Source organism: Segniliparus rugosus ATCC BAA-974, from assembly GCF_000185725.2.
Lineage (GTDB): Bacteria > Actinomycetota > Actinomycetes > Mycobacteriales > Mycobacteriaceae > Segniliparus > Segniliparus rugosus.
In genome coordinates, this window is the sequence record NZ_KI391954.1 from 1151798 (window position 1) to 1177901 (window position 26104).

Here is a 26104-nt window from a genome sequence, read left to right on the forward strand (position 1 = left end):
ATGATGGGCTATGGCTGCATCACCTGCTTGCGTCGACGTCGTGGTGGTCGGGGCCGGGCTCGCCGGGCTGACCGCGGCCCGTGAGCTGGTCCGGGCGGGACGGTCCGTCGTGGTGGTCGAGGGCAGGGACCGCGTTGGCGGGCGCACGCTGAACGCGACCGTCGCCGGGGCGCACGTCGACCTCGGCGGCACCTTCGTCGGGCCGACCCAGCGCGAGGTGCTGGCGCTGGCCGACGAGCTGGGGCTCGCGGCGAGCCCGACCTACGACGAGGGCGCGAACCTGGTCCGCTGGCGCGGCAGGACGCGCGAGTACAAGGGGATGATCCCGTTCCCCATCGGCCCCCGAGCGCTGCTCGGCGTCGGCTGGGCGCAGTGGCGCTACGAGCGCCTGGCGCGCGCGGTCCCGCCGGGGGCCCCGTGGACCGCGAAGCGCGCGGAGGAGCTGGACGGCCAGACCCTCGCCTCGTGGCTCAAGAAGATCCGCGCGGGCTCCGGGGCGCGGGAGCTGATGACGCTGGTCGCGCGACTCACCTGGGCCTGCGAGCCCGAAGAGGTCTCGCTCCTGCACGCGTTGCACTACACGGCGGCGGCGGGCGGCATGGACGCCCTCTACACCACGGCGGGCGGCGCGCAGGACCGGCATTTCCATCTCGGCGCGCAGACGCTCTCGACCCGGCTCGCCGACGCGCTGCCGGAGGGGAGCGTGGTGCTGGAACGGCCCGCGCGGAAGATCGAATGGTCCCCGGACGGGGCCGTCGTGCGCTCACACAGCTTCCAGGTGTCCGCGAAGGCGGTGGTGGTCGCGGTCGCGCCGCAGCACCGCGCCGACATCCGGTTCGCCCCGCAACTGCCGCTCGCGCACCGGCAGCTGCCGAGCCGCTGGCCGCAAGGGACGATCACGAAGGCGTACGCGGTGTACGAGACCCCGTTCTGGCGCGAAGCGGGGCTGAGCGGCCAGTCCCTGTCCGACATCGGCCCCATCGAAGCGACCTTCGACGCGTCCCCCTCGGACGGGTCGCGCGGGGTGCTGCTCGGCTTCGCGGGCGGGGACAACTCCCGAGCGTTCGAACGCCTGCCCGACCAGGAGCGCAAGCGGCAGGCGCTGGCCGCGTTCGCCGCGCTGTTCGGCGAGCGGGCGCTCGCGCCGGTCGGCTACCTCGATCAGCGGTGGAGCGCCGAGGAATTCTCCCAAGGCGGCCCCACCGCCGCCGTGCCGCCAGGCGCGTGGACGCGCTACGGGCCGACGCTCGCCGAGCCGGTCGGCCCGATCCACTGGGCGGGCACGGAGACCGCGAACCGGTGGACAGGGTTCTTGGACGGGGCCGTCTCCTCCGGGAAGCGCGCCGCGGCCGACGTGCTCGCGAAGCTGGGGTAGAACTGCCATAATGCCCATATGATTCGTCGGGGACTCGTTTTTCTTCTGTTGTGCGCCGGGCTTGCGGCGGCGGCTCCTGCCGCCTTCGCCGACCCGTTGGCGTGGTGTCTGCCGCCACCTGGGAAGGCGGCGGCCTGGACATGCGAGTTGCAGTCGCATGACTCGCTCGGTCTGCGCTTTCAAGCAGGCTGGCAGCCAGTCGGGGAGCTCGATGGGCGGCTCGCTGTGGATGTGCTGGATGCTTCCGGCGCGGTGGCACAGACGATCAAGCGCTCAGGGCCCGTCCTGGCCCTGCAAGCTCGGGACCTCGATCGGGACGGGCGCGATGAGCTGTTGATAGAGAGCAGTTGTGGGACCGGCGGTTGCTCGTACGACGTGTGGCGGGCGGTCGGGCAGTCTGTCCAGTTCCGCAATATGGGGGGGATCTTCGGGAAAAGCCTAGGCCACGTTGCGAGCGGTCTTATGGTCACCGACGAGGTCGCCGGCGGGTCGAACATCGTCACGTTCTTCCGGTTCGGCGACACGAAGATCGAGAACCTCGCTGTGGTCCGGTTCGATCCCTCCGGAAGGGAGGAAAACGCGCCTCGGACCTGTGCCCTGCTGCAGGATCGAAGCAATCTCGCCCTCCTTGGCATAGACGCCGCGACCGCTGAGCGCAGATTCTGCCAGGAGGCGCGGGAGGTGGATTGGCAGTGAGGAGGCGCGTTCGTGCGTTCGCCGCGTTCATGACGCTCGGCGCGGCGGCGCTTGTGCCGCAGCCCGCCGCCCGCGCCGACCCATTGCCGGACTGCGCGGAGTTCAAGCTGTGGGCCGCAGAAGCCGCGCAGAAGGCGGCAGGTTGCCGGTCGAACGCGGCAGACGGCTCGGGGCGGTCGTTCGTCGCGCATTTCCCGACGGAGCCGGGCGGGACCGGCACGGTCGAGGTGTTCGACCGCGCCGGGTCGAAGCTGCACGACATCCGCGAGCAGTACGCCGTGTCGATTGCCACGCCGTCTTGGCAGGATCTGGACGTGGACGGCACGCAGGAGCTCTTGGTGGTGATGCAGACCAGCGCGAGCAACGAGACGGTTGCCGTGTGGCGCTCGCACGGCCCGGACGGGCGGCTCGTGCGCGCGGGAGCGTTGTTCGGGGTGCAGCTCGAACCGTTCTCGCAGCGCAAAGGCCTGGTGTTCATCCGGATCCACGTCAGCTGCTGCGAGGGGGTCTACCAGCTGTACCGGTTCGCGGAGCAGGACGAGCTGGCGAAGGTGGCGGAGGCCGATTGGTCGGCGAAGAGCGAATCGGACTACCGGTGCGAGCCGAAGCCGGTGCCGGGCGGCCTTGGCCTGGAGGAGACGAGGAGCCTGCTGTGTGCGCGAAGAAAATGACCGTCTGGACCGCTGCGCTCGCGACAGCGGCCGGGCTGGTCGCGCCGACCGCCTCAGCCGACCCATTGCCGGGCTGCGTGGACGGGGGTTTCGGCCCGCCTGTCGATATGGTCGCGCCGACAGGTTCGACGGCATGTGTGCTGCGTGGCTCGGACGGCTGGAGCTACCAGGCCACGTGGTCGCAGGGCGCGACGCAGTATGAGTGGGAGGCCGCGATCCAGGTGGCCGATCCTCGCGGGGCCGTGCGACAGAGCGTGCGCGAACAGGTCGGCGGCATATCCAAACCGTACGGCTTCAAGCTCTGGGACCTCGACCAGGACGGGTTGCCCGAACTGGTGGTGCACAAGGATGACGGCGCGCAGAACGGGATATGGTCGGTGTGGCGCAGGCCCGCTGACAATGCCTTGTTCCAGCGGGCGGGGAGTTTCGGCGCTGTGGCGACCCTCCCGGAAGAGGGTGGTTTCTTCCTCGCGTTGTGGCATATGTCGGCGGGCGAGCATACGCGGCGCCTTGACCGGTTCGACCAGGACAACGCCATCGTGGAGGTGGCGGTCGGCGATGATGCGATCTCGCGAACCAGCCCAGGCGGGACTTGCGAATTGACGAAGACAGGCGACCTCGCCGCAGCCGGGCTCACCTGGGAACAGGCGAAGGAGCGGCTCTGCCGGGAGTGGTGACTCGGCGGGGACGGGCGATCAGGGCGGGGGCGGAGCGTTGAGCGTGCCGACCACGTCGATGACCACGGCCAGCGCGGCGATGGGCCCCGCGCCCCGGTACCACCATTGGTCGTAGACCGCGAACACTTGCTTCGAGCGCACGGACGCGAGGTTGCGCCATTCCGACGAGGCGACCACGTTCCTGCCGAAGGACTCGGGCTGGCCGAAGCTCACATAGATCAGGTCGCCGTCCGCGTCGTGGAGCTGGCCGAAGCCGATGACCCGCTCAGCTCCGGCCGACAATTGCGCCGGGGGGCGGTCCACGCCCAGCTCGGCGAGGACGGAGCCCGCGAAGCTCTCCGGTCCTTCGATGGCGATCCTCCCGTCGTCGAAACGCACCAGCGAAGCGCGGGTGTGCGCCGGGTCGAGCGTGTCGTCCTGGCGCTGCTCGCGCACGAACGTCCGGTATTCGTCCAGCACCGCGCGAGCCTGGGCCTCGCGCCCGAACGCCGCGCCGAGGGCGAGGAACCGGCGCTGCCACGTCGCGGTCGGCCCCGCCTCTCCGACCGGGGAAACCGGCAGGACCGGCGCTATCGCGCCGAGGTCCGCGCCCAGCTTGTCGGCGAGATCGGAGCGGACAAGAACGAGGTCAGGATGCAGATCCTTGACCTGGTCCACCGCCACGGAGCCGACCGAGCCCGGCTGGGGGAGCCCGGCGACGACCGGGCCGAGATAGTTCGGGGCGTCCTCGCCCGCCCGCTCGGCGACCCGCCCGACGACGCGGTCGCCCAGGCCCAACGCGCACAACCCGTCCAACAACGAGTCGCCGACGACGAGGATCCGCCGAGCCGAGGCGGATCCGGCCGGCTCGGCGGACTGCTCGGGAAGGGGCGGGGTCTCGGCGACAGGCGGGGGAGCGGGCGGCGAACCGCCGTCGTCGGGATCCGCCAAGCCCACCGGCGTGGGGATCTCGAAGACGGGCGGGGCGCAGACCCCTTGGGCTATGCGGGGGAAGCCGATGAGGCTGATCCCGTCGATCTCCGTGCGGTCTTTGGACACGGTGGCTCCGGGAACGGGCTTGGCCCCGCCGCCGCAACCGGCGAGGATCGCGGCCGCGAGGACGAACGGCAGCGCCGAGGCGGCGGCGCGGCGCGCGGGCAGGCCGCTCACGCCGGAGCCAAATCGCGCACGAGGTACATCTCGATCACAAAGCCGTGCGGCCCGCCCCGCGCCAACGACCAGGCTTGGCTCACGGTGTAATGGAACGGCTGGCCGGTCTGCGAGTCCGTCCCCGACCAGTCCACGGACAGGTGCACGATGGGCTGGTCGTCGGTCCCTCCCGCGTCGAAGGAGAGGATCTCGTACCGCTGGCCGGCGTACCGCGCGCCTGCCGCGTCGTACCATTGGCGGAAGCTGGCCTCGTCGCAGACGGACGCGGGCGTGGCGGAGGTCGGATCGGGGAAGGACATGACCAACGAATGCAGATTCAGATAGCTGAGCATTTCGTTGGCCGAGGCGTGGCGGGAGAGGTCGTCGAACCAGGTCTGCGCGAAATCGCGAGCCTCGGCGGCCACGTCGGAGTTCGGCTGCGGCTCGGCGGGCAGGCTGGCGGAGCAGCTGACCATGCTGCCGTTCGGATCCGCGGCGGCGGGGAGCGTCTGTGCGGCGGGCAGGGCCGAGGCGACGAGCAGGGCGGCGAAGAGCGGCCGCATCATGCCGGGGCCATCGTGTTGATCTGGTAGCGGGTGATCGCGTACGAGCCGGCCTCCTCGTCCCACACGAGCTGCAGCTGCTCGTCGGTGAGGAAACGGAACGGCTCGCCGGTCGCCCGGTGGACCCCGGAGTACAGCACCGTGGTGTGCACCACCGGGTTGTCCGCGTCGCCGGTCGCTTTGAAGGTGTTCACGAAATGATCGGAGTCCGGGGCGTCGCGTTCGGCGCGCTCGGCCTCGGCCCGGTACTGCGCGGCGTTCCGGATGGTCGCGGTCGGGAGGACGATCTTGGTCGGGAAGCGGAAGAACCCGAGCTGATCGTCGACCGAGCAGGCGCTCAGACATTCGTAGAAGGACTGGACGAAGTCGCTGGTGCGCGCGACGAGGCCGACGTCGTCGCCGAAAAGCTCCTCGTCCATCGGGATCGGCGGCCAGTCCGGGTTCACCGGCTTGGGAGCGGCTCCGGCGGACGGGGCGACCGCGCCCATCGCCGCCGCGAAGACGGCCAGCCCTGGCGCAGCTTTCTGATAAAGAGTGCGACGCATCGTTCCACGCTCCTCGCTTCGGCCGACAACGGTTGCCGAACACGATACCGCGTTCCGCTCGCGTCGGACACGCCCGAGAGCGCCAGCCTCGCCGCGATGGCCGGGGCCTGCCCGAGCGCGCCCTTTTTCCGCTCGTCCTCACCCTGCGGCAACCCCGCGCGGACCGGCCGCCGCAGGGTTTGCAGGCCGGTCGTCTACGACAGGCGGTAGTCCAATGCAACGTCCAAGATAGGGAGGGGTTAGGCTAGAGAGGACAGGACGTACTTCCCGCGATGTTCGGGACGGGCGTCCTTGAGCGCACAGGACGTACGTCCCATTGTTGGCAGAGAGATCTTGAAGGAGCAGACGTGACCGCAATTGCCCCGTTACCCGACACGGAGGTCGCCGCGACACGCCCCTTTCCGGCCCGGCGCGGCCTGAAGGGCTCGTACATCTACAAGATGGTGACGACGACCGACCACAAGGTGCTCGGGAACATGTACATCGTCACGTGTATCGGATTTTTCCTCGCAGGCGGGCTCATGGCCCTCCTGATGCGCGCCGAGCTCGCGCAGCCGGGCCTGCAGTTCCTCTCCGCCGAGCAGTTCAACCAGCTGTTCACGATGCACGGCACCGCGATGCTCCTGCTCTACGCGACCCCGATCGTGTTCGGGTTCGCGAACGTGGTGCTGCCGCTGCAGATCGGCGCCCCCGACGTCGCGTTCCCCCGGCTCAACGCGCTGAGCTACTGGCTCTTCCTCTTCGGCGGGCTCATCGCCCTGTCCGGCTTTCTGACCCCGGGCGGCGCCGCTGACGCAGGTTGGACCATGTACACGAACCTGTCGAGCGTGAAGTACTCGCCGGGGGTCGGCACCGACCTGTGGATCACCGGCCTCGCGGTCGGCGGCCTCGGCACCATCCTCGGCGCGGTGAACATGGTCACCACGGTGATCTGCCTGCGCGCCCCCGGCATGACGATGTTCCGGATGCCGATCTTCACCTGGAACATCCTGGTCACCAGCGTCCTGGTCCTGCTCGCCTTCCCGATCCTGACCGCCGGCCTCATGGGCCTCGCCGTGGACCGGCACTTCGGCGCGCACATCTTCGACGCGTCCAACGGCGGGGTGATCCTCTGGCAGCACCTGTTCTGGTTCTTCGGGCACCCGGAGGTGTACATCCTCGCCCTGCCGTTCTTCGGTGTGGTCTCGGAGATCTTCCCGGTGTTCTCCCGCAAGCCGATCTTCGGCTACAACACCCTGATCTACGCGACCCTCTCCATCGCGGCGCTGTCGGTGGCGGTGTGGGCGCACCACATGTACGCGACCGGCGCGGTGCTCCTGCCCTTTTTCAGCTTCATGACGTTCTTGATCGCCATTCCGACCGGCATCAAGTTCATCAACTGGATCGGGACGATGTGGAAGGGACAGCTCACCTTCGAGACCCCGATGCTGTTCTCCTGCGGCTTCCTTGTGACGTTCCTCTTCGGCGGGCTCACCGGCGTGCTCCTGGCCGCCCCGCCGCTGGACCTGCACGTCTCGGACTCCTACTTCGTCATCGCGCACTTCCACTACGTGCTCTTCGGCACCATCGTGTTCGCCACCTACGCCGGCGTGTACTTCTGGTTCCCGAAGATGACCGGCCGGATGATGGACGAGCGCCTCGGCAAACTGCATTTCTGGCTGACGTTCATCGGCTTCCACACCACCTTCTTGGTGCAGCACTGGCTGGGCGACATGGGCATGGCCCGGCGCTACGCCGACTACCTGCCCTCGGACGGCTTCACCACGCTCAACATGGTCTCCACTGTCGGCGCGTTCATCCTCGGAGCCTCCACGCTGCCGTTCATCTGGAACGCGTTCCGCAGCGCCCGCTTCGGCGAAGTCGCCACGGTGGACGACCCCTGGGGCTACGGCAGCTCGCTGGAATGGGCGACCTCCTGCCCGCCGCCCCGGCACAACTTCCTGGAGATCCCCCGCATCCGCTCCGAGCGCCCCGCCTTCGAGCTGCACTACCCGCACATGTCCGAGCGCATGCGCGCCGAAGCCCACGCGGGTCGGGCTGGCAAGAAGCACGAGCTCGTGGATGGCTCGCACTGAGCTGCGCGCCTATGCTGGGCTGATTCCTGTATCGGATTGATTGAGAGGCAAGAGGATGGCGCCCGGTTCGCAGGAGACTGCGCTGATCACCGTCACCGGAACGGACCGTCCGGGAGTGTCCTCGGCCCTCTTCGAAGTTCTGGCCCGCGCCGGGGTGAGCCTGATCGACGTGCAACAGGTCGTGATCAGGGGCAAACTCACCCTCGCGGTGCTGGTCCGGTCGGACCAGGAACGTCAAGCGCTCACCGAGACGCTGGAAGAGGCGACCGGCGACCTCGGCGTGCGGCTCTCGGTGGAGTTCGGCGAAGGCGTCTCCGCGCAGCCGCCGGTCTCCACGCATGTGGTGACGGTGCTCGGCAGCGCGGTGAGCGCCCGCGCGTTCAGCGCGATCACATCGGCCCTCGCGCAGTCCCGCGCGAACATCAACTTCATCCGAGGGATCACGGATTACCCGGTGATCGGGATCGAGCTCTGGGTGCAAGCCTCGCCCGAGCCTGAGGCCGACGCGGACCTGCGGGCCGCCATGGCGCTGGTCGCCGCCTCGGAGGGCGTGGACATCGCGGTGCAGCCGGGCGGCCTGGAGCGTCGCGCGAAGCGGCTGATCGTCTTCGACGTGGACTCCACCCTCATCCAGGATGAAGTGATCGAACTCCTCGCCGCCAAGGCGGGCCGGGAGGAAGAGGTCGCAAGGATCACCAAACGGGCGATGGAGGGCGAGATCGACTTCACCGCCTCCCTGCGCGAGCGAGTGGCGACCCTCGGCGGCCTGCCGGAGTCGGTGCTGCAGGAAGTCGCTTCGGAGCTGCGGCTCACCCCAGGCGCCCGCACCACCGTCCGTACTTTGCGTCGGCTGGGCTACCGGGTCGGTCTTGTGTCCGGCGGCTTCCACCAGGTGATCGACTCGCTCGCCGCCGAGCTGGGGGTGGAGTTCGTCGAGGCCAACACCCTCGAAGTCCGAAACAGCAAACTGACAGGGAAGGTCATCGGCCAGGTGGTCGACCGTCCGGGGAAAGCATGGGCGCTGCGCGCGTTCGCCCGCCAGAGCGGGATACCCCTCACCCAGACGGTCGCGGTGGGCGACGGGGCGAACGACATCGACATGCTGGCCGCCGCCGGTCTCGGGGTCGCCTTCAACGCGAAGCCCGCGTTGCGCGAGGTCGCCGACGCGAGCCTCAACCAGCCGTATCTCGACACGGTCTTGTACGTGTTAGGCGTGACTCGCCATGAGATCGAAGCGGCGGACGCCCTGGAGGGGCTACCGGCCGAAAGGCCAGCCCTCGCGGGCGAGCATACCAGCTAGTCATGAGTTCTGATCTGGATTTTTCAGAGAAAAAACAGTATGTTCGCACGAGAGTTATTCTCTCGTGGGCAGCCCTGGGCGGGTCGCGTCAACGATGAGCGAAGGGATTGAGGAAGCATATATGGCCACGGGAGAGATCGGGGCGGTAGCGCTGCACGTGTCCACGCTGGAATACGTGCGCAAGCTGGCGAAAACGGAGAGCCTTCCCACGGTGCTCGCCTGTTATCAGGGCTTCTACATGGATCCCGAGCAGCGGAGCAAAGAGTGGAAGCTCATGAACGAGGAGCTCAACGAGAAGGGCATTCTCCGAGGGGAGACGGTGCATCCGGAGCTCCAGCTGTGGCTTGAGGCGTTGGACCATCCCGAGCGCGAGCTTTCCGGGCGGATCAAACGGCAAGAGACCATGCTGCGCATGGCCTTGGTGCGGCGCGGGAGGACGCACGCGCTGGCGATCCGGTACGGGGACGAGGTCGTGATCCAGGACTTCGAGTACGAGGCGGAGAAGTCCGCAGGGCAGCTGGCGAAACCGGTTCTGGCGGTCCTTGGCGAAGGCGTGGTCCCGGATTTCAACCGGGTGAGCGCGCCGACGCAGAGCATCGTCGACTCCATGCCCCGCAACATCGACCTCGACGCGGTCTTCACCTCGCTCTTGCGGGTCGGCGCGAGTCAGAAGGACGCGAAAGTCCTCGCGACCATCATGGCGAACGTCGAGGTGCAGTCCGAGTTCGTCGTGCACGAGCGCGAGGAGGGGCCACGGGTCCGGGGCAAGGGGGCGGTCTCGATCTTCGACTCCCCGAAGGGGCGGTTCGTCTCCAGCCCGAGCGTTGCGGGCGACGGGGAAATCTGGTCCACTTTCACGCCGGGGACCGATCACCGGATCTCGCAGGCGTTCACGTCCCTGATCGAGCTTTTGCCGAGCGAGAAGTGGTGGCCCCAGGAGGACTGAGCCGGGGGCCGTTCCCCATGGCCGATTGCGCGCAAGCAGCCCCGGCCCCCGCTCGGATCACCGTCGCGGCGGTTGGGGGGCTCCAGGCTGGGGCGGTTGCCCGTAGGGGGACTGCCCAGGGGCGGGAGGCACGGGAGGACGACCGGCCGGGCCGCCCGGACGCGGCCCCTGCGGCAGCGGCGGCCGATTGCCGCCCGGGGCGGGAGCCCCAGGCCGAGGGCCCAACGGCGCCGGGCCGCCGGGGCCGAACGGCGGGCGCGGAGCGCCGGGGCCAGGCCCCATGGCCGGACGAGCGCCAGGGCCTGCCGGGCCGGTAGGAGCAGGCCCGGCCCTTCCCGGCAGTCCGGCGGGGCCCCCAGGAACTGCGGGGCCGGTCTGGCGCGGCGGAGCCTGCCGGCCTTGGCCGTAAAAGCGAAGCTCTTCTCGGGGGTTGACCGTGTTCAAGAGAAGTTCTTTCTCCTCGGTGACCACCTTGACCTGCCCAGGGGACTTGGGGTCCTGGATGAGCGCGAGATCGACTTCGGGGGTTTTCTCCGTTCCCGGGGGCATCACGCGGATCACGGTGATCTCGGAGCCGTGCATCTGCACGTCCACCCCGTCGAAGACCAAGACGTTGTACTCCCTGCCGGTGGTGCTGGACCGCTCCGCGGCGGCTTGCCCGCCCGCGAGCCACAGCGACTTGCGGCTGTTCACCACGGACACCATGGGCTGCCACGCTTGGGGCCGGTTCGTGTGGACGAGGACCCTGGCTCCGACGCAGAGCGCGCGGAGCACCACCTGCTGCGCGAACTGGACGTCCGAGATGATTTCCACGTTCGTCGACTGCTGTGAGGAGGTCGAGACGCCGAAGAGCGCCATCGCGACCGCCTGCCCGTTCTGGTTGGCTCCGATGAGCTGGCCGCAGCCGGAGGCCTGGATGCGCAGGTCGCGCAGCCGCTTCGAGGCGGCCGTGATCCCCGGCGCTGGCGCTTCGAGGCTGCGCGCCCCGAACGGCAAGCTGGCGAGGAAGCCTTTGAGCTGCTCGCCGCTCAGCCGCGCCAAGGTCGGCAACGGGGGAGCGCTGAGCTCTTTCGGCGTGAGGTAGCGGACGAAGCCGGAGATCTGGACGTAGTCCCGGACGTCGGTGTGCGCGTCCACCGGGCGCAGCCGCAACGTGACCGTGGTCAGGTTGGACGGCACCGTCCAGAGCTGGGTGAGTCCGGCCCGGCTGAACGCGGACGGGGAGATCTGGAAGGTGGTGAAGTGGCGGTACTGCCCGCCCTTGATCTCTTTCCAGGACTCGGTCATGTCGTCGAACCGGAGCCCCTCGGAGAGGCGCCCGATCGCGGTGTTCATCTGCGCGGCGTTGAGGATGTGCACCCGCTGCCCGCTCTCGCGGAGCCGGTGCGCGACGCGGCTGGTGGCGCTGATCATCGTCTTGAGCACGCCCTCCGGCCCGCCGCCGCGTTTCTCGATGGCCTCGGGGCAGTTGAGCGGGTTCAGCCGGAGCACGACCCAGACGGAGCGGTAGGCGATCGCGGGGAGCTTGCCGAGGATGCTCTCGTAGACCTGGGTGTACGGGGCGTTGTTCGGGGCCCGCCAGCCGTGGCTGATCACGTCGATGCCGTCGAGGACGATGTCCTTGTACTGGTTGAGCGACGCGGCGAGCGTGTCGAGGGACACGATGTCGTCGGTCTGGATGTCCCTCGGGGTTAGCGTCGTCGCCTCGTACGGGCGGGGGGTGACGTGCAGGACCGAGATGAGCAGGTCGTCGTCCCAGCGGAAGCCGAACAGCGCGCCGCCCTCGCCGCTGACGTCGAACGCGTTCGGGATGTGCTCGGGGCCGAGCTTCTTGCTCGGCTTGACCATTTTGCGCCAGAGGTAGGCGCAGAACGTCCCGATCCGCACGGTGAGCGACTTGCCTCGGATCCGCAGGATCAAGAGCAGCGCGAGCACGGAGGGGACCGCGATGGCCGCCCAGAGCGGGGCGTGGAGCTTCGCGAGGAGGAAGAGGGAGAGGACCGCGACGGTCTCGGCGGGGATGAGGTTCTTCGGGCGCAGCTCCAGGCTCACCAAGAGGGCTTTGCGGCCCGGTCGGAACTGCGCCTCGGCCTTTTTGTCGGCTTTCTGCTTCGCCTTGAAGGCTGCGACCTCTTCCTTCGACGGCTTGGCCGCGTTCGCGTGGCGATTGCGGAACGCCATGTCGAGATGGTCGGGCGCTGGGGCGGGCGCTGGTGCGCTCACTTCTTCCCTCCTGTTCGATTCCGACGAGCGTCACGGATCGGGATGCTCACCACGGCCCCGAGGGCCAATAACAGCAACGCGACGCTGCTCACCATGATGGCGAAATTCCTCGGCCGATGCTCTGGCAGCGCGGGCGGGACCGGGGGAGGGAGCCGTTTGGTGGCGTACTGCTGCATGAGGTCGACGGCGGGGCCGGGCTCCTGGGTCAAGGCCGCGACGATGTCGACCAGGCCGTAGCCGACGTAATTGTCCCTGCCGCGCGGCGGATGGATCGCGGTGCGCTCCAATTGCTCGATCACCTGCACGCGGTTCCAGTCAGGGTGCAGGGACCGCAGGAGCGCGGCCGCCCCTGCGACGATCGGCGCGGCGAAGCTCGTGCCCTGGATGGTCTGGAGCTTCCCGTCGCCCGCCGGGGTCGCGTCGGCGAGGTCGGCGTTCGGCTTGCCGACGACATCCTCCCCGGGGCGCGGGTTGACCGAGATCATGTTGTCGCCGGGGGCGGCGATGCCCACCCAAGGGCCGCCGATGGTGCCGCTGTCCTGCTTGGCCTGACCGCTGGGGTCGACCCCAGCGGGCTGGCCGGAGCGGTCGACCCAGCCGACCGTGAGCACGTACTGGTACCACCAGGCGGGGGTGACCACGGTCTGCAAGGTCGTCCAGTTCGCCGGGTTCTCCGGGCTCGCCGTGTTGAACGGGTTCTTCGGGCCGTAGGTCGGAGTCCCGGGGTCGGTCGGGGGCGCGGGGTCCGCCGTGTCGTAGTCGTAGCGCTGGGTGGCGTCGTAGTCCGGGTTCTGCCCCTTGCAGGTGGCGTCTTTGCTGCCGCCCTGGAGGTTGCCCGCGGCGACGACGACGACGGCGTCTTTCACTTCGGCCGCGTATTTCAACGCGGCCCCGAGGATCATGTCCTGGCCCCGGTTGTCGTTCTGCTGCCAGTTGCCCGCCGCGAAGCAGGAGTCGATCGAGATGTTGATGACCTGCGCGCCTTTGTTCGCGGCGTGGACGACCGCGTGGGCGAGCGTGTTCAAGGTGCCGGCGGGGATGTTGTTGTCGCCGCCTTTGGGGCCGAAGAGGTCGCTGGACTGGCGGATCGAGATGATGTGGGCGTCGGGGGCGACGCCGACGAAGGAGTCGGCTCCTGGTTTGGCTTTTGCCGCGATGATGCCCGCGGCGAAGGTGCCGTGCAGGTCGCAGTCGTCCAGGCCGTTGGTGTCGCCGCCGTGCCCGCCCTGGCCCTCGCCTCGGATGTAGTCGCCGCCGCCCTCGACGCCTTCAAGGCGTCCTTTGACCTCGGTGACCCCGGTGTCGATGACGGCCACCGACACGCCCTCTCCGGTGGAAATCCGGTGCGCCGCGTCCAGGTCCAGGCTGCGCTGGCCCCAGGTCGGGTTTTTGAAGTTCGTGTCCGGCTGGTGCTCTCCGGTGCGGCAGAGGTTCTTCTGCTCGTAATCGGTGCCGCCGTTGGAGACCTCGTCGCTCGGCGGACTGTCGAGCGCTTGCGGCGGACCGGTCACGCCGTTGTCCGCGAACGCGGGCGGAGCCCCGGTCCCCGGGATCGGGGAGATCCCGAAGAAAACCGCGGCCATGCCGACGGCGGTGGCGCGCATGCCCTGTCGGCGGACCGCTGCTCCCAAACCGGGCTTTCGAGTCATGACCGTGTTCCCCTCCGTGCGCGCAAAAAGACGATCAAAAGGACGACACCTGCTCCGAGCAGCGCTGTCCCTGCGACAGCGCCAAAAATCATGGCCGATGCGGTGATCGTGGATTGGGGCGCGAGATCGCGGCGCGGAGCAGCGGAATTGGCATGCTGGGCGAGCGGCGGAGGCTCGACCCCGGTGAGCGCGGCCACCGACACCCCGGCCCCGGTGGAGATGGCGTGCGTCTTGTCCAGGTCCAGGCTGCGCTGGCCCCAGGTCGGGTTGTGGAAATCAGAGTTCGGCAGGTGCGCGCCGGTGCGGCAGAGGAATTTCTGCTCGTAGTCATGGTCCGGCTCGACCTGGTCCGCCGGAGCGGGGACGGCGGCCTGCGGCGGGCCGTCGAAACCGCTGTCGGCGTAGGAGGGCTGGACGGCCAAGCTGAAGACCAGCAGGGTCGCCGCCGCCGCTGACGCGGCCCGTCCTGCCGAAAGCGGGCGGGCGGGCGTCATATCTCGATGTTCCGTACCGCGCTGTAGAGGCCCATGATCCAGAAGACCAGCGGGAAGATGAAGGCGATGAGCGTGTACTCGAAGACCTCGCCCGCGCGCCGCATCACCGGGGAGTAGGTCTGGTTCGGCACGACCACGCCGATGATCAAGAACGCGATGGAGAACAGGACCAACGCCACGCCGAGGGCCAGAGCGATCCACGGCTGGTTCTGGAGCGATCCCCGGCCGCCGCCGTAGATCAGGGCGACGAAGAGGAAGAAGCCCGATCCGATCATCACGCTGGCCTGCACGAGGTCGGTGAAGCTGCGTCCGCGCAGCACGAGGACGATGGCGACGATGGTCGCGAGGACGGGGCCCTGCCACGGGTATGCGGCGGTGGGGCGGGCCGCTGCGAGCGCGCCGCCGATGGCGATCAGGCTCGAGGCGATGACCAGCCCGGTCAAGTAGTGGTTCGATGCCTTGGCGCGCTGTTCGAGATCCTTCGCGTTCGGCAGGGCCATCGCGCCGATCGCGCCGATCCCTTCGACGGAGGGGTGCAGGTCGATCTCTTCGGCGTCCACCGCCTGGCCCGCGGTCGGCACCGGGGGCAGCGGCAGTTTCGCGAGCGCGATGGCGAACTTCGAGCCCGCCGAGATGATGAAGATGGCGGCGCAGACCAAAGCGGCCCCGACGACTTGGTAGCTGTGGTGGAAGATGTCCATGTCCGCGTAGGCGAGGCCGAGCAGCAGCGTGAACGTCGCGATGGCGGTGTGCAGCACCGTGCCGGAGGTCGAGATGCGGGAGGAGATGATCGCGATCACGAACGTCACCGTGCACGCCGCCCAGACGCTCGAAAGGCCCCAGACGTTCGCCTTGCTGGTGTCGCCGGGCACGGAGACCATGACCCCGAAGAAGATGAACGGCACGCCGCACCAGCAGAGCACGTTGGAGATGGCGTGCTGGTGGTAGCGCCTGCCGATGATCCAGCCCGAGACGTGGAAGAAGACGCCCCAGACGATGCACAGGACCGGGGCGAGGAAGTCCTCGAACCGGCTCTCGTGCGGCACGCTGCCGTAGAGGAACAGGAGCCTCGCGGCGAAGAAGGACGCGACCACGAGCGTCGCCATGCCGAGGTAGCGGGCGGCGTTCGGCCCCCAGTGCCGGAAGGCGTGCTGGTTGACCCGCGAGACCGCGTCGATCACGTCGTCGAAGAGCAGGGGCGACTCTTCGGCGGCGACCGCACGGAGGATCAGCAGGTCGCCGTCGTACACGCCGGCCTCGGCGAGGGTTTTCGTCAGCGGGATCGGCGCCTGGCCCACCCGTCCGAGCGTCCATTGGTTGCGCGCCTCGTTCTGGCTGCCCTCTCCGCCGAGGTTCGGCACGCGGGTCTGGATGAGGGCGACGAGGTCGGGGATGAGGACGGCGACCGGAACCTCTGCGGGCAGCCCCACGTCGAACTGGGCGTTTCCTCCGAGAACGGCGACCCTGCACAGCGCGGGCTCGATGCTGCTTCCCGACTCCTTGGCCAACGCTGGTGAGCTCACCGGCTGCACTCCCTCCGAGGACTGACGGTCCGAATCGAGCTCCCCTGGAGGACCCTTCTCCGGATTTCACAATTGTTACCGTGACTAGACACTAGACCACTATCATGCTGCACGGGGCCACCAGTGTCCAGTGCGGGGCGCAGAGCGCCCTCGCGCGCACGCCCTCGAAGGGAGCACGGCAGACTAGGGGCATGACAACGACCGACTCCGATCTCGTCCTCGATTTCGCGGGAGTGCATCTGCGACGCAACGGGAGCACTCTCGTCGGGCCGATCGACTGGAAAGTGGAGCTGGACGAGCGATGGGTGGTCATCGGGCCGAACGGAGCGGGGAAGACGTCGCTCTTGCGCCTCGCCGCGGCCCAGGAGCACCCGACGGACGGGACGGCCAAGGTGCTCGGCGAACAGCTCGGGCGGACCGACGTCGCAGAGCTTCGGCCGAGGGTGGGGCTCGCCTCCTCGGCGCTCACCCCCCGGATCCCCTCGGAAGAGCTGGCGCTGAACCTGGTCATGTCCGCCGGGCACGCGGTCCTGGGCCGGTGGAAAGAGCGCTACGAGCGGATGGACGAGGAGCGCGCGCGCACCGTTTTGGAGATGCTCGGCGCGGCCAAACTGTCGGGGCGTCGGTTCGGGACTCTGTCGGAAGGGGAGCGCAAACGGGTGCTTATCTCGAGGGCGCTCATGGCGGACCCAGAGCTTTTGCTGCTCGACGAGCCTTCGGCGGGCCTGGACCTCGGCGGCAGGGAGGACCTGGTGGCGCGGCTCTCCTCGTTGGCGGACGACCCGGACGCGCCCGCGATCGTCATGGTCACCCACCACGTGGAGGAGATCCCGCCCGGCTTCAGCCACGCGTTGCTGCTGCGCGAGGGGCGGGCCGTGGCGCAGGGGCTTTTGGCGGACGTGCTCACCAGCGAGAACCTGTCCCGGACGTTCAACCAGCCGATTTTTCTCGCGAAAGCGGGCGGTCGGTACTTCGCCAGACGGGCCGCCAGTTCCGCCCGACACGAGGCCGGGGACTGACCACCGGCTGGTAGGGTGCGTCACATGGCTGAATTCGTGACTGTCCAGAGGCAATCGGAACACCCAGGGGTGGCGGTCATCCGCCTCGACCGGCCGCCGATGAACGCCCTCAACGCGGCCCTCTTGCGCGAGATCTCCTCGGCGGTCGACGAGGTCAGCGCCGACGACGAGGTGCGCGCGGTGGTCGTCTACGGCGGCGAGAAAGTGTTCGCCGCGGGAGCGGACATCAAGGAGATGGCCGGGCTCAGCGAAGCGGAGATGACGGCTCGGGCTGGCGAGCTGCAATCCGGCCTCGGCTCCCTCGCCAGGATCCCCAAGCCCACGGTCGCCGCGATCACCGGATACGCCCTCGGCGGCGGTTTGGAGCTGGCTCTGGGCGCGGACCGCAGGATCGTCGGGGACAACGTGAAGGTCGGCTTGCCGGAAATCCTGCTCGGCGTGATCCCCGGCGGCGGCGGGACCCAGCGGCTGCCCCGTTTGATCGGGGCCGCGAAAGCGAAGGATCTGATTTTCTCCGGGCGGTTCGTCGGCGCGGAGGAGGCGCTGCGCCTTGGGATCGTGGACGAGGTGGTGGCCCCGGACGAGGTGCTGCGCGCCGCCGTGGAGTGGGCTTCGAGATTCCAAGGTGCGGCGGCGGTCGCCCTGCGTGCCGCCAAGCGCGCGATCGACGAGGGCCTGGACGCCGACCTCGGCTCCGGGCTCGGGTTGGAGGAAAAGCTTTTCGCCGGCCTTTTCGGCACGGAAGACCGGACCATCGGGATGGACTCGTTCATCGAGAACGGTCCGGGCAAGGCGAAATTCGTCGGACGTTAGTCCTCCGGGGGAGCAACCGATAAGCTGTTTCGCTATGACTGCGCATGACGAAGCACCGCCCGTCGGCGGCGAAGACACAGCACTGCCCCGTCCGCACGCCACAGCCGAAGAGGTCGAGGCCGCGTTGAAGGACACCAAGCTCGCCCAGGTGCTCTACCACGACTGGGAAGCGGAGACGTACGACGAGAAGTGGGCGATCTCCTACGACGAGCGCTGCGTCGATTACGCCAAGAACCGGTTCGAGCTGGTCGCCCCCGGCCAGCGGCTGCCGTACGGGCGGGCGCTCGAACTCGGCTGCGGCACGGGATTCTTCCTGCTCAACCTCATGCAAGGCGGGATCGCCGAGAAGGGGAGCGTCACCGACCTCTCTCCCGGCATGGTCAAAGTCGCGTTGCGCAACGCTGAGCAGCTCGGCTTGGACGTGGACGGCCGTGTGGCCGACGCCGAGGGCATCCCGTACCCGGACGACACTTTCGACCTTGTGGTCGGGCACGCCGTGCTGCACCACATCCCCGACGTCCAGCAGGCGCTCACCGAGGTGCTGCGCGTCTTGAAGCCGGGCGGGCGCTTCGTCTTCGCGGGCGAGCCCACCACGGTCGGCAACTGGTACGCGCGCAAGCTCGGCCAGATCACCTGGCACACCACCATCGCGGTGACCAAGCTCCCGTTCTTCAAAGACTGGCGGCGGCCCAAACAAGAGCTCGACGAGTCCTCGCGGGCCGCTGCGCTCGAGGCGGTCGTCGACCTGCACACCTTCGACCCCGCGCAGCTGCGGGAGATCGGCCGTCAGGCTGGCGCGCAGGACGTGCGGGTGGTCACCGAAGAGCTCTTCGCAGCTTTCGTCGGCTGGCCGGTGCGGACCTTCGAGGCCGCTGTGCCGCAGGGGAAGCTCGGCTGGGGCTGGGCGAAGTTCGCCTTTAATTCGTGGAAGGCCATGTCGTGGTTGGACACGTGGGTGGCGCACAAGGTGGTGCCGGATAGGTTCTTCTACAACGCGTTGATCACTGGTGTGAAGCGGGGCTGAGCTGATTGCCGTTCTAGTCGGGTGGTGGGGCCCCTCCCACGAGCTCTGCGAGTGGGGGAGGGTGGTGGCGACAAAGCCTCTTGATGTTCCTGTCAAGTCGTAAAGCTACCCTCTTTTTGCGGGGGATGCCTGTCGTACGTTCGAGAACCAAAACGGGGCTGTGAAGTGGCATATCGACCTCGAAGACATCCAAAGATTCCAGGAGCGGCTACAGTTCGGAGAAGCCGCACAAGAAGCGGTGCGCCGGATAGTCGGACAAAGCGAGGGGTGAGCAGCGCCGCTAGGCCGGTGCGCCTGGTGGCCGGTCTCTCGCCCGCTGCCATGCGGCGCGTAGCTGGGCGTGTGTGGCGTTCAGGTGCGGCGCGATCCGGTCGGCTTTGTCGTCTGTAAGTTGGCTCTCGCCGCGTTCGAGAGCGGCGAGAGCGGGAGTGGTGAGGCCAGCGGCTCGGGCTAGTTTGGTCTGGCTGAGACCTGCGAGGTGTCGCCAGTCGGCCAATGTGCGCCGACTTGGGGGGACTTTGACGATGCGGCGCAGAGGCACGCCGAGTGCCGCCGCTGCTTTCGCCAGCGTCTCAATGTTGGGGGATGCCGCTCCGCTCTCCCATTTCTGAATCGTGGAGGTCGATAGGCCGGTCACGCGGGCCAAGTCTGCGCGGGTCATGCGCCGTCGTTCGCGAGCGTGGGCCAGCGCGCTTAGATCGAGACCGCGAATCGCCCGCTCTACCATCACTGGTAGACCTGCGCCGAGAACATCTCGTCACGGTCCCAACTCTACCCGAACTAGTTCAAAAGGATCTGTTTCCAATTACTAATTCGATTGCTCTATGGCTTCGCATTAATGTCATTTCACCTGCTGTTTTAGTGCGATTTGCGGACTTTGGCCAAAGATGAACACAGCTGTTGCGGCGTGAACTTTAATGCCGTAGAGTCGTCGCAACACATGAGCGCGTCGACAAGGCAGGGAGACCATGACGGAAGCGGGCCGGGATGCCTAGCTACGACCCCTACCGCTCGCGTGGATACGACCCCGCGACGGCTGAGACGTTCGCGAGGGCGGACGAGGAGCGGCCCGCGCCGACGTCCTCTCCTGCGGGCGTGCCCGCGCCTTCGGAGGCGTGGCCGTCGAATCCCGCGCTTTGGTTCGAGAAGCCGCCCATGCCGCTGCCTGTGCCGCCCCGTGGGGCTGTGGAGGGGACGGGGCGGTTCTCGGATTTGGACCGGATGGCCCAGGAGGAACAGGACGAGACCGCGTTGGTCGAGCAGCAGGTGGCGGCATACCGGGACAGCCTCCCGCCGGTGAAGCCGAACCAAGTGTTGGACGTCGGCGGGGTTCGGGTGTCGGCGTACTGGGGGGAAAGGGAACTCGAATTGCGTAGCCGTGAGGCTGCGGTGAAGAAAATCCGCGATGGAGGAAGGGAGCGACGTTGAAGCTGGACACGGAGAAGTTGCGGAAGGCGGGGGTGGATGTGCTCGCGTTGCGGGACGGGATGTGCGCGGACCAGACCGCGCAAGGGTTCATTGAGGCGCAGAGCGGCCTGATCGGCTTGTCGATCACAGCAGCGCTCGCAGCTTTGCACAACGACTACAAGGATTTCCAAGGGCGTTTCAGCGGGGAGCTGGACTATTTGGGCAACGCGGTCATCGCCGCAGCGTCCGACGTCGAGCTGACCGACGAGGACGGCATGAAGGCCATCGATAGCTTGGACATACCCAGGTGAGCGGCAAGATAACCCGGAAGATCGCAGAGGCTGTGGACCCGTCGCATTTGGGCGACCTCGCGCGGGCGCTTCGGGCGCAAGCGGGGAAGTACGAGCCGGAACAGTCGCAATTCTCCCACCGCCTCCGGTTCCCAGGCGGTGGCGAGGAGTTCACCGGGCAAGCCTCGGATACGCTCCAGCTCACGGGCCAGGGTATGGGGAAGACCTACGGGTTGTTGGCGACGAAGATGCGCGATGTGGCGGGCCAGTGCGAGCAGGCCGAGGGGCATATCGGGCACGCCGCGAGCGTCTTGCGGAGCAAGATTGTGGAGATCGAGGCCGAGCCGGTCGGTTTGGACGTGGACGGGAAGCATTGGAATTGCGGCGACCCGTTCACGGTCTCCGACGACCTCTCGGTGCAGGTGAAACCAGGGTCGGTCCCTGCCGGTGCGCCGCCGCAGGTCGGCTCCGCGCTCGCCGCGCTGGCTTCTCAGCGAGGGCAAGACCTCGCGCCGCTGGCGCAGCAGCTGTCCGATGTGAGCGACACATGGGGCGCGAAGATCAAAGCCGCGTTCGATGTCACGGGGCTCGGGCGCAACGCGAAAGGCCAGGCGTACGCGCCCTACGACCCCAACAACACCGTCCACCAGCGAGCCGCGGCCATCGCGAACGGCACTATGGGCGTGCCCAGCGACCCTAAACAGCTGCATGACCTCTGGCAGCAGCTCACCCGTGAGGAGAAGGAGGCTATCTACGACCGCTACCACGACATCGGCAACCACGGCGGCATCCCGTTCGACCCTCCCGACCATCTGGGCCGCGACCACTACAACCAGCAGCACCTGAAAGACATGATGAAAACAGCCACGGGCGACGACTTGAAGAAACTTCAAACCCTCGCGAATGTGGCACGACCGGGCCAAAACCCGCCCCGATATCTCGGCTTCCTCGATGACAAGGGCCACGCCGCCGTGTCGATCAACAATCCCGACACCGCGAAGAAGAACGCGACCCTCGTCCCAGGGACGTACTCGGACGAGAGCAAGATGGGCGACTACGACCGTAGAAGTTTCAACCTTTACAGGTCGGCTATTGACCACGCTGAGGGCAAGCTCGGAGCAGGCGATGTCTCGGTGACGACGTGGATGGGCTACGACGCACCCCAGAGCGTCCCCAACCCGTTTAACGACAAGTGGGCGGGGGATCCGAAGTTCGCCCTTGAGGGGGCGAATGCTCTAGACCAGTGGCAGGACGGCATCAGGGCTTCTCATAGCGACAACAGCACCGGAGGCCCCTCCTTCAACACCGTGATCGGCCACTCCTACGGCACCACCGAGGTGGGAGCAGCCGCCACCCACGGCAACCACCTCGACGCGGATGCGGTGATCGCCGTGGCCAGCCCAGGCATGTTTGCGGACAACGCCCACGGTCTCTCCTTGGCAGGAGACGCGCAGGTGTACGTGGCGAAGAACAGCAACGACCCGATCAACATCGCCAACGCGGGGTCTTTCATCGGGGCGAGCGACCTCGGCAATGACCCGGCTGATTGGAAAGACGCGCACCAGGTCGGATCGACACCAGGGGGCACCTTCTATACCTCGGACGCTCATCAGGCGTATTTCGAGCCAGGCAATGAGGCGTTGAACAACATGGGCAGGATCATCGACGGAACGGACTCGGCTACCAATGTCACACCAAAGCAGTAAGCGCCGACTCGCAGCGATCCTCGTCGCGGGGGCGATCCTCGCAGGCTGCGAGACCCACGCCGACCCCTCGTCAAGCACCATGCCAACCAATGCCTTAGCGTCAAAAGGAGCGACCATGCCACAACCGCCCAGCACCCCGGAGGAAGCGCGCGACATCATCCACAAATACCTACAGAAAACCCTGCGAGAGTTGCCAGACGGCTACATCCTAGACAGTTCTCGATTTGGTGGAGTCGGAGGCAATTTGAGCCCATGCGACGACACGCCATCGCCGGAGTCGCCGCCCAGCATGTACGACAACTGGCGTGTTTTGGTCTCTCATTCCGAGACCAACTACAACTCCATTATTGGAAAGGTGGGGGACATCTGGCGGGGTTGGGGATGGCCTGTCGAAGAGCGGAACGGCTTCGACAAGCCGAATAGGTTTAGCATCTCGCCTGACGGATACACGCTCAGCATAAAAGCTGCTCCATCCGGCAACCCGCAATCCCCTCCCTCGGTTATAGTCACCTCTCCATGTTTTCAGGTGAATACCCAGTCCTATCAGGCCATCCCTGAACCGGTTGTTATCACACGCGATGGGTTCAGCGATGATAAGCCGAGCGAATCCGTTGCGCCGGATAAGCCGAGCAAGCTCTTCAACTGGTAGTCGTGTTGACGTTCTGGACCGGGTGAAGCAGTTGGCGACGGTGCCGAATCGCGAGTTCGCCACGACAGCTCAAGTTGCAGCGTTCTACGAGGTGGGGCAGCAGTATGTGAGAAATGTGGTCGCTCGATATGGGGATGAGTTTGAAGCCACTGGATACCGGGTAAAAAGTGGTCGTGAGCTGGACTCCCGGGCACCGACGAGGCGCAGGCCGAGAAAGCCGAAAAGCTCTCTCAAACCAGGCGAAAAGCCGCGAAAGCAGCCCGATTCGGCGTGGTGCACGACTGATGCCGCCACGCCGGAACAGACGCGCGGCGAGGAGGGCGGCCGAAATAGCCGACTCCCTGTCAGCGCGGTTCTACCATCCTGATCCCGTCGTTGAGGACGGCCAGCAGGTCGGCCTACGCGACTACCTCCACGACCTCGCCGCCCACCTTGATGAACGCCTCACGCCACCACGCAAAGACGACCCCCGCCTTCAACGACAACAGCACCGCCTCCGCGCGCTCGATCTCCGCAAGGGCCGGAACTTCGCCTTCGCGCTCGAGCGCAACTCCGCCGGGAGGCTCCTGATTCCTTTTCCGGCACGATCCCCGTCGTGCTGATCGTACGTCCGGTCCGCCTGGAAAGTGCCGCATATTTTATCGAAAAAGGGAAAGAAAAAGCGGCTTGTGACAGTTAGACCAGCTGGTCCGCGACCTTGCCCTCGGCCACCTCGATGCGCCGGTTCACCCGCACCGCGTCCAACATCCGCCGGTCGTGTGTGACTAAAAGGAGCGTGCCGGGGAAGGCGTCGAGCGCCGACTCCAGCTGCTCGATGGCCGGCAGGTCCAGGTGGTTGGTCGGCTCGTCTAAGACCAGGAGGTTCACCCCTCGCGCCTGCATCAGCGCGAGTTCGGCGCGGGTGCGCTCGCCGGGGGAGAGCGTCTCGGCGGGGCGCAGCACGTGCGCGGCGGTGAGCCCGAATTTCGCGAGCAAGGTGCGCAGGTCCGCCGTCGGCAGATCGGGCAGGAGCGCGCCGACGACCTCCAGCAAGCTTTCCGGCGCGCTCAGCGCCTCCCGCGCTTGGTCGATCTCTCCGACGACTACGCCTGGGCCGAGATGGGCCGTGCCCTCGTCCACCGCCGCGCGGCCCAGCAGCGCGGTGAGCAAAGTGGACTTGCCCGAGCCGTTCGCCCCGGTGATCGCGACCCGGTCGGCCCAGTCGATTTGCAGGTCGACCGGCCCAAGCTCGAACCCGCCCCGGCGCACGACTGCGCCGTGCAGCGAGGCGACCACGTTGCCCGAGCGGGGCGCGGTGGCGATGGAGTAGCGCAGCTCCCATTCCTTGCGCGGCTCCTCGACCACTTCGAGCCGTTCGATGGCGCGCATGCTCTGACTGACCTTCGCGGCCTGCTTCTCGGTGGAGTCCGCCCGGAAGTTCTTGACGAACTTGTCGTTGTCGGTGGCCTTGCGCAGCGCGTTGCGCACGCCGTGCTCCATCCAGTTGCGCTGGGTCCGGGCGCGGGCCTCCAGCGCGGCTTTGGTGTCCGCGTACTCCTCGTACTGCTCCCGCGCGTGCCGACGGGCGACTTCGCGCTCCCGCAGGTACGCCTCGTACCCTCCGCTGTACTCCTGGGTCTTGTGCTGGGCGAGGTCGAGTTCGAGCACTTTGGTGACCGTGCGGGCCAAGAATTCCCGGTCGTGGCTCACGACCACCACGCCCGCGCGCAGGTCCGAGACGAACGCTTCAAGGCGTTCGATCCCGTCCAAGTCGAGATCGTTGGTCGGCTCGTCGAGCAAGTAGACGTCGTAACGGCTGAGCATGAGCGCGGCGAGCCCGGTGCGGGCGGCCTGGCCGCCGGAGAGCGCGCTCGTCGGCAGGTCGAGCAAGGGGCCGAAGCCGAGTTCGGCGGCGACCGTCTCCAACCTGGCCTCCGCGTCGGCCCCGCCGAGACGAAGCCAGCGGTCGAGGCATTCGGCGTAGTGGTCGCCGGAGTTCGGGTCTTCGGCGAGCTGTTCCGCCGCAGTTTCCATCGCGGCCTGCGCGGGCCCGACCCCGGTGCGCTGGAGCAAAAATTCGCGAACGGTCAGCGACTCGTCCCGCTCATGGGTCTGGGCGAGGTGGCCGACCATCGCGGAGCCCGGATGGGCGGCCACGGTCCCGGCTTGGGGGCGCGCGCGGCCCGCGAGGATGTCGAGCAGGGTCGATTTCCCCGCGCCGTTGACTCCGACGAGGCCGATGACGTCGCCGGGCGCGACGACGAGGTCGAGATCGGCGAACAGCTCGCGCGCCCCATGGGAAGCTTTGAGGCCCTTGGCCACCAGCGTTGCGCTCATAGCGGCAACAGTACCCTCGGCGGAGCCTCGCGAACAGCGAATTTCGCGAGGAGGCGGAACCTCACGCCGTGATCAGGCCGGTGGGCAGTCCGGACAATCGCCGAAGACCTCCACCACATGGCTCACGTTCGAGAACCCGTGTTCGGCGGCGATTTGCGCGGCCCACTTCTCGACGCCCTCCCCGGAGACCTCCACCGTCCGGCCGCAGGTCCGGCAGACGAGATGATGGTGGTGCCCGGTGGAGCATTTGCGGTACAGAGTCTCGCCGGAAGCGGTGAGGACCACGTCCACGGCGTCCTCCGAGGCGAGGTTCGCGAGCGTCCGGTACACGGTGGTGAGGCTGACCTGCGCGCCCCTCGCGACCAGCTGCGCGTGCAGGTTCTGCGCCGAACGGAACTCGCCGAGCTCGTCGAGGAGCGCGGCGACCGCCGCGCGTTGCGAGGTCCTGCGCGTCGCGGTTTCAGCCGCCGTCACTGTCCGCCTTCCTCGGCGTGGCTGACGGCGGCGATGATGATCTCGGCGAGATGGTGGTCCGCGAGCCGGTACATGGCCTCGCGACCGGAGCGCTCCACCGCGACGATGCGCTGCTCGCGCAGCACGCGCAGGTGCTGGCTGACCAGCGGCTGGGGCAAGTCGAGCGCGTCGACCAGCTCGTGGACGCATTGCGGGGCCGCGCGCAGGCGCAGCACGATGGCGATGCGCACCGGGGCGGCCAGCGCGCGGAGTATGTCGCCCGCGGCGGTGAGCACGGCCTTCTCTGGGAGCGGGTTGTGCCCGGTCGGCACGCGGCGCCCGATGTGCGGCTCGTTGTCGTCGTGGGGCTCCGCGCCGACCGGGCCGGCTCCCCCGCCGAGGAGGGCAGATTGCGCCAGCGGTTGATCGTCCACTCGCATGGCCAGGTCTCTCCTCCTCATGTGCCGTCGCCGGGCTGCTCTGTCGCTGGTTGCTCTGCCCCTGCGGGAAGTACCTTCAGCTTAGCTGGTTCGACGGCGTGTGGCAGAATTCTTCCAGCGGC

Annotated in this window: 25 protein-coding genes; 14 read left to right on the forward strand and 11 right to left on the reverse strand. The window is 67.7% G+C overall.

All coding sequences use genetic code 11. The annotated features are described in order from the left end of the window. The first annotated feature begins 10 nt into the window (after window positions 1-10). The 4 genes from HMPREF9336_RS15230 to HMPREF9336_RS15245 all read left to right on the forward strand — a co-directional run bounded on the left by HMPREF9336_RS15230 (window position 11) and on the right by HMPREF9336_RS15245 (window position 3419). Window positions 11-1375 carry a flavin monoamine oxidase family protein gene (locus HMPREF9336_RS15230; protein WP_007468590.1) on the forward strand — a complete coding sequence of 455 codons (1365 nt, stop codon included), beginning with the start codon at window positions 11-13 and terminating at the stop codon, window positions 1373-1375. A 252-nt stretch (window positions 1376-1627) separates the two neighbouring features. Then, window positions 1628-2071, forward strand: a complete 444-nt coding sequence (locus HMPREF9336_RS15235; RefSeq protein ID WP_156920434.1) for a hypothetical protein — start codon at window positions 1628-1630, stop codon at window positions 2069-2071. After that, entirely contained in the window at window positions 2068-2742 is a 675-nt protein-coding gene (locus tag HMPREF9336_RS15240) for an NHL repeat-containing protein (protein WP_021030821.1), read from the forward strand. The genes HMPREF9336_RS15235 and HMPREF9336_RS15240 overlap by 4 nt, the downstream gene beginning before the upstream one ends. Beyond that, window positions 2724-3419 (forward strand): hypothetical protein, encoded by a 696-nt coding sequence (locus HMPREF9336_RS15245; RefSeq protein ID WP_021030822.1) that lies wholly within the window; start codon window positions 2724-2726, stop codon window positions 3417-3419. Before HMPREF9336_RS15240 ends, HMPREF9336_RS15245 begins: the two co-directional genes overlap by 19 nt. A gap of 18 nt (window positions 3420-3437) precedes the next feature. Here the strand turns inward: HMPREF9336_RS15245 and HMPREF9336_RS15250 are convergent, their stop codons facing one another. Genes HMPREF9336_RS15250 through HMPREF9336_RS15260 form a run of 3 tightly spaced genes read right to left on the reverse strand, consistent with a single transcriptional unit; the run spans window position 3438 to window position 5655 of the window. Further along, window positions 3438-4568 (reverse strand): ABC transporter substrate-binding protein, encoded by a 1131-nt coding sequence (locus HMPREF9336_RS15250; RefSeq protein WP_021030823.1) that lies wholly within the window; start codon window positions 4566-4568, stop codon window positions 3438-3440. Beyond that, on the reverse strand, window positions 4565-5113 hold the full coding sequence (locus HMPREF9336_RS18825) for a hypothetical protein (RefSeq protein ID WP_021030824.1): 549 nt from the start codon (window positions 5111-5113) through the stop codon (window positions 4565-4567). Before HMPREF9336_RS18825 ends, HMPREF9336_RS15250 begins: the two co-directional genes overlap by 4 nt. Further along, the gene (locus HMPREF9336_RS15260) at window positions 5110-5655 is read right to left on the reverse strand and encodes a hypothetical protein (RefSeq protein WP_007468602.1); all 546 of its coding nucleotides are present in this window, start codon (window positions 5653-5655) and stop codon (window positions 5110-5112) included. Before HMPREF9336_RS15260 ends, HMPREF9336_RS18825 begins: the two co-directional genes overlap by 4 nt. 347 nt (window positions 5656-6002) lie before the next feature. Here HMPREF9336_RS15260 and ctaD point away from each other — a divergent pair, with 347 nt between their 5' ends. The 3 genes from ctaD to HMPREF9336_RS15275 all read left to right on the forward strand — a co-directional run bounded on the left by ctaD (window position 6003) and on the right by HMPREF9336_RS15275 (window position 9976). Then, the gene (gene ctaD, locus HMPREF9336_RS15265; RefSeq protein ID WP_007468604.1) at window positions 6003-7730 is read left to right on the forward strand and encodes an aa3-type cytochrome oxidase subunit I; all 1728 of its coding nucleotides are present in this window, start codon (window positions 6003-6005) and stop codon (window positions 7728-7730) included. A gap of 55 nt (window positions 7731-7785) precedes the next feature. Next, window positions 7786-9030 carry a phosphoserine phosphatase SerB gene (serB, locus tag HMPREF9336_RS15270; RefSeq protein WP_007468606.1) on the forward strand — a complete coding sequence of 415 codons (1245 nt, stop codon included), beginning with the start codon at window positions 7786-7788 and terminating at the stop codon, window positions 9028-9030. A 121-nt stretch (window positions 9031-9151) separates the two neighbouring features. After that, entirely contained in the window at window positions 9152-9976 is an 825-nt protein-coding gene (locus HMPREF9336_RS15275; protein WP_007468608.1) for an ESX secretion-associated protein EspG, read from the forward strand. 57 nt (window positions 9977-10033) lie between these two features. Here the strand turns inward: HMPREF9336_RS15275 and eccE are convergent, their stop codons facing one another. Genes eccE through eccD form a run of 4 tightly spaced genes read right to left on the reverse strand, consistent with a single transcriptional unit; the run spans window position 10034 to window position 15865 of the window. After that, window positions 10034-12199, reverse strand: a complete 2166-nt coding sequence (eccE, locus tag HMPREF9336_RS15280) for a type VII secretion protein EccE (protein ID WP_021030825.1) — start codon at window positions 12197-12199, stop codon at window positions 10034-10036. Continuing rightward, window positions 12196-13848: a type VII secretion-associated serine protease mycosin gene (gene mycP, locus HMPREF9336_RS15285; protein ID WP_021030826.1), complete on the reverse strand. Its 1653-nt coding sequence runs from the start codon at window positions 13846-13848 to the stop codon at window positions 12196-12198. The genes eccE and mycP overlap by 4 nt, the downstream gene beginning before the upstream one ends. Next, window positions 13845-14342 (reverse strand): hypothetical protein, encoded by a 498-nt coding sequence (locus HMPREF9336_RS15290; protein WP_007468614.1) that lies wholly within the window; start codon window positions 14340-14342, stop codon window positions 13845-13847. Before HMPREF9336_RS15290 ends, mycP begins: the two co-directional genes overlap by 4 nt. Continuing rightward, complete coding sequence (gene eccD, locus HMPREF9336_RS15295) at window positions 14339-15865, reverse strand: type VII secretion integral membrane protein EccD (RefSeq protein ID WP_021030827.1); 1527 nt, start codon at window positions 15863-15865, stop codon at window positions 14339-14341. The genes HMPREF9336_RS15290 and eccD overlap by 4 nt, the downstream gene beginning before the upstream one ends. A 191-nt stretch (window positions 15866-16056) precedes the next feature. Between eccD and HMPREF9336_RS15300 the strand changes: the two genes are divergently transcribed. Genes HMPREF9336_RS15300 through HMPREF9336_RS15310 form a run of 3 tightly spaced genes read left to right on the forward strand, consistent with a single transcriptional unit; the run spans window position 16057 to window position 18721 of the window. Continuing rightward, on the forward strand, window positions 16057-16884 hold the full coding sequence (locus tag HMPREF9336_RS15300; RefSeq protein WP_007468617.1) for an ABC transporter ATP-binding protein: 828 nt from the start codon (window positions 16057-16059) through the stop codon (window positions 16882-16884). Between the two features lie 24 nt (window positions 16885-16908). Continuing rightward, window positions 16909-17697, forward strand: a complete 789-nt coding sequence (locus HMPREF9336_RS15305) for an enoyl-CoA hydratase/isomerase family protein (protein ID WP_021030829.1) — start codon at window positions 16909-16911, stop codon at window positions 17695-17697. A gap of 34 nt (window positions 17698-17731) precedes the next feature. Beyond that, window positions 17732-18721, forward strand: a complete 990-nt coding sequence (locus HMPREF9336_RS15310; protein WP_007468622.1) for a class I SAM-dependent methyltransferase — start codon at window positions 17732-17734, stop codon at window positions 18719-18721. Between the two features lie 280 nt (window positions 18722-19001). On the opposite strand, the gene HMPREF9336_RS18105 is transcribed toward HMPREF9336_RS15310, so the two are convergent. Further along, a complete protein-coding gene (locus tag HMPREF9336_RS18105) occupies window positions 19002-19448 on the reverse strand; it encodes a helix-turn-helix domain-containing protein (RefSeq protein ID WP_007468624.1) in 447 nt (148 codons plus the stop codon). Window positions 19449-19708: 260 nt separating this feature from the next. Here HMPREF9336_RS18105 and HMPREF9336_RS18580 point away from each other — a divergent pair, with 260 nt between their 5' ends. The 4 genes from HMPREF9336_RS18580 (at window position 19709) to HMPREF9336_RS18585 (ending at window position 22773) form a co-directional block, all read left to right on the forward strand. Further along, window positions 19709-20149, forward strand: a complete 441-nt coding sequence (locus HMPREF9336_RS18580; RefSeq protein WP_007468626.1) for a hypothetical protein — start codon at window positions 19709-19711, stop codon at window positions 20147-20149. Continuing rightward, window positions 20146-20439, forward strand: a complete 294-nt coding sequence (locus HMPREF9336_RS15320) for a hypothetical protein (protein ID WP_007468628.1) — start codon at window positions 20146-20148, stop codon at window positions 20437-20439. Before HMPREF9336_RS18580 ends, HMPREF9336_RS15320 begins: the two co-directional genes overlap by 4 nt. Further along, window positions 20436-22124, forward strand: coding sequence for an alpha/beta hydrolase (locus HMPREF9336_RS15325; protein ID WP_007468630.1), 1689 nt, complete (start codon window positions 20436-20438; stop codon window positions 22122-22124). The genes HMPREF9336_RS15320 and HMPREF9336_RS15325 overlap by 4 nt, the downstream gene beginning before the upstream one ends. Before the next feature lie 115 nt (window positions 22125-22239). Beyond that, window positions 22240-22773, forward strand: a complete 534-nt coding sequence (locus HMPREF9336_RS18585) for a hypothetical protein (RefSeq protein ID WP_007468632.1) — start codon at window positions 22240-22242, stop codon at window positions 22771-22773. Window positions 22774-23448: 675 nt separating this feature from the next. Here the strand turns inward: HMPREF9336_RS18585 and HMPREF9336_RS15330 are convergent. The 3 genes from HMPREF9336_RS15330 to HMPREF9336_RS15340 form a co-directional block, all read right to left on the reverse strand. Further along, a complete protein-coding gene (locus HMPREF9336_RS15330) occupies window positions 23449-25089 on the reverse strand; it encodes an ABC-F family ATP-binding cassette domain-containing protein (RefSeq protein ID WP_007468634.1) in 1641 nt (546 codons plus the stop codon). 72 nt (window positions 25090-25161) lie between these two features. Next, complete coding sequence (locus HMPREF9336_RS15335) at window positions 25162-25563, reverse strand: Fur family transcriptional regulator (RefSeq protein ID WP_007468635.1); 402 nt, start codon at window positions 25561-25563, stop codon at window positions 25162-25164. Continuing rightward, on the reverse strand, window positions 25560-25982 hold the full coding sequence (locus HMPREF9336_RS15340; RefSeq protein ID WP_021030830.1) for an ArsR/SmtB family transcription factor: 423 nt from the start codon (window positions 25980-25982) through the stop codon (window positions 25560-25562). The genes HMPREF9336_RS15335 and HMPREF9336_RS15340 overlap by 4 nt, the downstream gene beginning before the upstream one ends. Window positions 25983-26104 lie beyond the last annotated feature (122 nt).

Coding starts and splice junctions, on each gene's coding strand:
- HMPREF9336_RS15305 (WP_021030829.1), top strand. CDS start 16,909: ATGGCTGAATTCGTGACTGTCCAGAGGCAATCGGAACACCCAGGGGTG.
- HMPREF9336_RS18580 (WP_007468626.1), top strand. CDS start 19,709: ATGCCTAGCTACGACCCCTACCGCTCGCGTGGATACGACCCCGCGACG.
- HMPREF9336_RS15310 (WP_007468622.1), top strand. CDS start 17,732: ATGACTGCGCATGACGAAGCACCGCCCGTCGGCGGCGAAGACACAGCA.
- HMPREF9336_RS15340 (WP_021030830.1), bottom strand. CDS start 25,982: ATGCGAGTGGACGATCAACCGCTGGCGCAATCTGCCCTCCTCGGCGGG.
- HMPREF9336_RS15275 (WP_007468608.1), top strand. CDS start 9,152: ATGGCCACGGGAGAGATCGGGGCGGTAGCGCTGCACGTGTCCACGCTG.
- serB (WP_007468606.1), top strand. CDS start 7,786: ATGGCGCCCGGTTCGCAGGAGACTGCGCTGATCACCGTCACCGGAACG.
- HMPREF9336_RS15230 (WP_007468590.1), top strand. CDS start 11: ATGGCTGCATCACCTGCTTGCGTCGACGTCGTGGTGGTCGGGGCCGGG.
- HMPREF9336_RS18825 (WP_021030824.1), bottom strand. CDS start 5,113: ATGATGCGGCCGCTCTTCGCCGCCCTGCTCGTCGCCTCGGCCCTGCCC.
- HMPREF9336_RS18585 (WP_007468632.1), top strand. CDS start 22,240: ATGCCACAACCGCCCAGCACCCCGGAGGAAGCGCGCGACATCATCCAC.
- HMPREF9336_RS15300 (WP_007468617.1), top strand. CDS start 16,057: ATGACAACGACCGACTCCGATCTCGTCCTCGATTTCGCGGGAGTGCAT.
- HMPREF9336_RS15290 (WP_007468614.1), bottom strand. CDS start 14,342: ATGACGCCCGCCCGCCCGCTTTCGGCAGGACGGGCCGCGTCAGCGGCG.
- HMPREF9336_RS15260 (WP_007468602.1), bottom strand. CDS start 5,655: ATGCGTCGCACTCTTTATCAGAAAGCTGCGCCAGGGCTGGCCGTCTTC.
- HMPREF9336_RS15330 (WP_007468634.1), bottom strand. CDS start 25,089: ATGAGCGCAACGCTGGTGGCCAAGGGCCTCAAAGCTTCCCATGGGGCG.
- mycP (WP_021030826.1), bottom strand. CDS start 13,848: ATGACTCGAAAGCCCGGTTTGGGAGCAGCGGTCCGCCGACAGGGCATG.
- HMPREF9336_RS18105 (WP_007468624.1), bottom strand. CDS start 19,448: ATGGTAGAGCGGGCGATTCGCGGTCTCGATCTAAGCGCGCTGGCCCAC.